Raw genomic sequence first — 5,564 nt, 5'->3', positions numbered from 1 at the left:
CCTTCAAGACCATCCACTCAGGGTTATTNCCTGAGCTGTGGAAAGACTCTAATAATTTAAGACGCTTAGATAGCTTCTTAATTTTTGTTTCTGAGTTAGTCGCTGGAATCTCTTCTCTTAAACGCTCAATCTCTTCTTCTAGATTGATGTTCTGCAGTAAGCTTTGAATCGCTTCTGCACCCATCTTAGCGTCGAACTCATCACCGAACTCTTCAAGTGCCTCGTAATATTGTTCGTCACTAAGTAGCTGACCGTGCTCAAGCGTACTCATACCCGGATCAATAACCATGTATGATTCGAAATACAATACTCGCTCGATATCACGCAAAGTCATATCTAAAAGCATACCAATACGTGACGGCAAAGACTTCAAAAACCAGATGTGAGCAACTGGGCTAGCTAGTTCGATATGAGCCATACGGTCACGTCTTACGTTAGCAAGCGCAACTTCTACACCACACTTCTCACAAATTACACCACGATGCTTAAGGCGCTTGTACTTACCACACAAGCACTCATAGTCCTTGATAGGACCGAAAATTTTGGCACAAAATAAGCCATCACGCTCTGGCTTGAATGTACGATAGTTAATCGTTTCTGGCTTCTTAACTTCACCGTATGACCAAGATCGGATCATTTCTGGAGACGACAAGCCAATACGAATTGAGTCGAATTCCTGAGTTTGATTTTGGTTTTTTAATAGGTTTAATAAATCTTTCATCGGTTTTGCTCCAATTGGAGTTATCTATCCGCGAACGCTTCATCTAGAAGCGCTCGCCTCCGCGTAATTGTTTGTATTGACTTGCGAACTACTCTGATTCCAGCTCGATATCAATACCAAGCGAGCGAATTTCTTTAACAAGTACGTTGAATGATTCTGGCATGCCAGGCTCCATACGGTGATCACCATCAACGATGTTCTTATACATCTTGGTACGGCCGTTAACATCATCAGATTTAACCGTAAGCATTTCCTGTAGCGTATAAGCAGCACCGTAAGCTTCTAGCGCCCATACTTCCATCTCACCGAAGCGCTGACCACCAAACTGAGCTTTACCGCCCAATGGCTGCTGAGTAACAAGGCTGTATGAACCCGTAGAACGAGCGTGCATCTTGTCATCAATCAAGTGGTTCAACTTAAGGATATACATATAGCCAACGGTAACTGGACGATCAAAAGAGTCCCCAGTACGACCATCATATAATTGAACCTGACCACTATCATCAAGACCGGCTAGACGAAGAAGCTCTTTAATCTGAGACTCTTTCGCACCATCAAAAGCAGGAGTCGCCATTGGAACACCACCGCGAAGGTTATGTGCCAGCTCTAGAATCTCTTCATCACTAAAGGTATCCAACGCTTCTTTCTTATCAGCAACACCGTTATAGATTTGATCCAGTAGGCCACGTAGTTCTTGCACTTCTTTCTGCTGTTTAATCATAAGGTCAATTTTCTTACCAAGACCTTTTGCAGCACAACCCAAGTGTGTTTCCAGTACCTGACCGACGTTCATTCGAGACGGAACACCTAGCGGGTTAAGTACAATATCTACTGGGTTACCATGCTCATCATATGGCATATCTTCAACTGGCATAATAACCGAGATAACACCCTTGTTCCCGTGTCGTCCAGCCATCTTATCACCAGGCTGAATACGACGTTTGATCGCAACGTAAACCTTAACTATTTTCAGTACACCCGGTGCGAGATCATCACCAGTCTGAAGCTTACCCTTCTTAACTTCGAAGCGCTCTTCCTGATCTTTACGACGATCTTCCAATTGCGCCTCTGCCTTCTCCAACATCTCATTTAGAGAGTCTTCAGACATACGAATTGTGAACCAATCGCTAGGCTCTAAGCCTTTAAGGTAATCTTCACTAAGGGTATCGCCCTTCTTCAAACCTGGCGCAGAAATTACAGACTGACCAAGCAAAGCTTTTGTAAGACGCTCATAAGTTGCGCCCTGAACAATGCGATACTCATCTTTCAAATCTTTACGGAACTTATCAAGCTGATCGTTTTCAATATCTTTCGAACGCTGATCTTTCTCAACACCGTCACGAGTAAAGACCTGAACGTCGATTACCGTACCACGCGTTCCTGTAGAAACTCGCAGTGAAGTATCCTTAACATCAGATGCTTTTTCACCGAAGATTGCTCTAAGTAGCTTTTCTTCAGGCGTTAACTGGGTTTCGCCCTTAGGTGTTACCTTACCAACAAGAATATCACCAGCACCCACCTCAGCACCGATATAAACGATACCCGACTCATCCAGCTTGGAAAGTGCGTTCTCACCAACATTCGGAATATCGGCAGTAATATCTTCGCTACCTAACTTGGTATCACGCGCAACACAAGTCAATTCCTGAATATGGATAGTTGTGAAACGGTCTTCTTGAACTACACGCTCAGATACAAGGATCGAATCCTCAAAGTTGTAACCGTTCCAAGGCATAAAGGCGATACGCATGTTCTGACCCAAAGCCAGCTCACCCATATCAACCGAAGGACCATCAGCAAGTACGTCACCACGAGAAATTTGCTCACCCTGCTTAACCAAAGGCTGTTGATTTATACAAGTATTTTGGTTTGAACGAACATATTTCGTTAGGTTGTAGATATCTACACCTGCGTCGCCTTGTGCAGTCTCATCATCGTTAACACGAACAACAATTCGGCCTGCATCGACACGTTCGATTACACCACCTCGATCTGCAACGACACATACACCAGAGTCCTGAGCAACAATTCGCTCAATACCCGTACCAACCAATGGCTTTTCAGCACGTAGGGTTGGAACAGCCTGACGCTGCATGTTTGACCCCATCAAAGCACGGTTCGCATCATCGTGTTCCAAGAAAGGAATCAAAGAAGCTGCTACCGATACTACCTGACGTGGTGACACGTCCATATAGTTAACCTTCTCAGGTGGCGTTACTGTAAATTCGTTTTTATATCGAACGTTAACAAGCTCTTCAGTTAGCTTACCGTCTTCACTAACAACAGCACTAGCCTGTGCGATAATGAAGCCACTTTCTTCAATTGCTGACAGATACTCGATCTCGTCTGTTACAACACTGTCAACAACTTTTCTATACGGACTCTCTAAGAAGCCAAAAGAGTTAGTTCGTGCGTAGGTTGCCAAAGAGTTAATCAAACCGATGTTTGGACCTTCAGGCGTTTCGATAGGACAAACGCGACCGTAGTGAGTCGGGTGTACATCTCGAACCTCAAAACCAGCACGCTCACGAGTCAAACCACCTGGGCCTAATGCTGATACACGACGCTTATGAGTCACCTCAGAAAGCGGGTTGTTCTGATCCATAAACTGAGATAACTGGCTAGAACCAAAGAATTCTTTAACGGCTGCAGCGACAGGCTTAGCATTGATCAAGTCTTGTGGCATTAGACCATCAGACTCAGCCATGCTCAAACGCTCACGTACAGCTCTTTCAACACGAACCAAACCAACACGGAATTGGTTCTCTGCCATTTCACCTACAGATCGAATACGACGGTTACCCAAGTGATCGATATCATCAACTTCACCCTTACCATTTCGAATATCGATCAATGTTTTCAAGACATCGATAATATCTTCATTTGACAGTACGCCTTCGCCCGTCTCATCGCTACGTCCGATACGGCGATTAAACTTCATGCGGCCTACTGCAGAAAGATCGTAGCGCTCAGAAGTAAAGAACAAGTTCTTGAACAGGTTCTCTGCTGAATCCTTAGTTGGCGGCTCACCAGGACGCATCATACGATAAATCTCTACCAGAGCTTCAAGCTGATTACTTGTCGGATCGATTCTTAGCGTATCAGACATGAACGGGCCGCAATCTAGTTCGTTCGTATAAATCGTCTCGAACGATTCGATACCCGCTTCAATAATTGTATCGATCACTTCATCAGTGATTTCGGTATTACACTCAACAACCAATTCGCCAGTTTCTTCATTGATCAAGTCTTTCGCTGTCACCTTGCCGTGTAGGTACTCACGTGGAACTTCAAGGTGATTACCAAGCTTCTCAAGCTGTCTGATATGACGCGCAGTAATACGACGACCTTCTTCAACGATAACCTTACCGTCAGCATCTTTAATTTCGAAACTTGCAAGCTCACCACGTAGGCGAGCAGGCACCAACTCTAGCTTACAGCTCTCGCCGGAAATAACGAATGCACTGGTATCGAAGAACATTTCAAGAATTTCTTGTGTGCTGTATTCAAGCGCACGTAGCAAGATCGATGCAGGTAGTTTACGACGTCGGTCAATACGAACAAAAACGTTGTCTTTCGGGTCAAACTCAAAGTCCAACCATGAACCACGGTAAGGAATAACACGAGCAGAGTGTAACAACTTACCAGAAGAGTGTGTTTTACCCTTATCGTGATCAAAAAATACGCCTGGAGAACGATGCAACTGAGAGACGATTACACGCTCAGTACCGTTAACAACAAATGTACCATTTTCGGTCATGAGCGGCATTTCGCCCATGTATACTTCTTGCTCTTTGATGTCTTTGATTGCTTTATTTGATGATTCTTTATCATAAATAATCAATCGAACCTTAACACGCAATGGAGCTGCGTATGTTACACCACGCTGAATACACTCTTTTACGTCAAATGCGGGTTCACCCAAACGGTAGCTCACATATTCTAATGCAGCATTACCTGAGAAGCTCAAAATTGGAAAAACTGACTTGAATGCAGCGTGAAGACCAACATCGTCACGAGACTCTGGGTCATTGTCACTCTGCAAGAAGCTTAAGTACGAGTCTATTTGAATAGACAAAAGATACGGCACATCCATGACGGTTGGTAACACGCCAAATTCTTTACGAATACGCTTTTTCTCTGTATACGAGTAGGCCATTTATATTCCCCAGTTTTGTGACTTAACGGTCTGAATTGTTGAACGGTTGACACCGTTTAATAACAGGCTATGTTTAGAAAGAGATACTTATTGCATGCTCAAGGCTTTGCCAAATATTCCTTTCTAACAAACCTTCTTATAGTTTGTTCTATGATGCTTGTTAGCATCAATATAATGAAAGCTATCTACTAACTAACAACAGAAAAAGGCCGGCAGCAAATGCTACCAGCCAATTTCGTTAGGATGCGTGTGCTTCTGCATGCATCAAATAACTATAATTATAGTTACTTAACTTCAACAGATGCGCCAGCTTCCTCAAGCTCTTTCTTAGCAGCTTCAGCGTCGTCTTTGCTAACGCCTTCTTTAACAGTAGATGGAGCACCATCAACCATTGCTTTCGCTTCTTTAAGGCCAAGACCTGTAAGAGCACGAACTGCTTTGATTACGTTAACTTTCTTATCGCCAGCGCCAGCAAGAACAACGTCAAACTCAGTCTGTTCAGCGGCAGCAGCACCACCAGCGTCACCGCCAGCAGCAGGAGCAGCAGCTACAGCAGCAGCTGCAGATACGCCGAATTTCTCTTCCATTGCTTCAACTAGTTCAACAACGTCCATTACGCTCATTTCAGCGATTGCATTTAAAATATCGTCTTTAGATAGAGACATGGTCCCATTCTCCTAAATG

2 protein-coding genes and 1 pseudogene are annotated in these 5,564 nt (G+C 44.0%); all 3 read right to left on the bottom strand.

What is annotated here, in order from left to right:
- Positions 1–721: pseudogene (locus A3735_RS19075) on the bottom strand (DNA-directed RNA polymerase subunit beta'); the annotation flags it as partial.
- A gap of 88 nt (positions 722–809) precedes the next feature.
- Positions 810–4,880 (bottom strand): DNA-directed RNA polymerase subunit beta, encoded by a 4,071-nt coding sequence (gene rpoB, locus A3735_RS19070; RefSeq protein ID WP_068507426.1) that lies wholly within the window; start codon positions 4,878–4,880, stop codon positions 810–812.
- A gap of 284 nt (positions 4,881–5,164) precedes the next feature.
- Positions 5,165–5,545, bottom strand: a complete 381-nt coding sequence (gene rplL, locus A3735_RS19065; protein WP_068507428.1) for a 50S ribosomal protein L7/L12 — start codon at positions 5,543–5,545, stop codon at positions 5,165–5,167.
- Between the last annotated feature and the right edge of the window lie 19 nt (positions 5,546–5,564).

This window comes from Oleiphilus sp. HI0061 (assembly GCF_001635675.1).
The sequence above is the reverse complement of the archived record's forward strand: the minus strand, read 5'-3'. Positions and strand labels throughout refer to the sequence as shown.

Excerpts from the sequence above, each read along its gene's own strand:
- rplL (WP_068507428.1), bottom strand. The coding sequence starts at position 5,545 with ATGTCTCTATCTAAAGACGATATTTTAAATGCAATCGCTGAAATGAGC.
- rpoB (WP_068507426.1), bottom strand. The coding sequence starts at position 4,880 with ATGGCCTACTCGTATACAGAGAAAAAGCGTATTCGTAAAGAATTTGGC.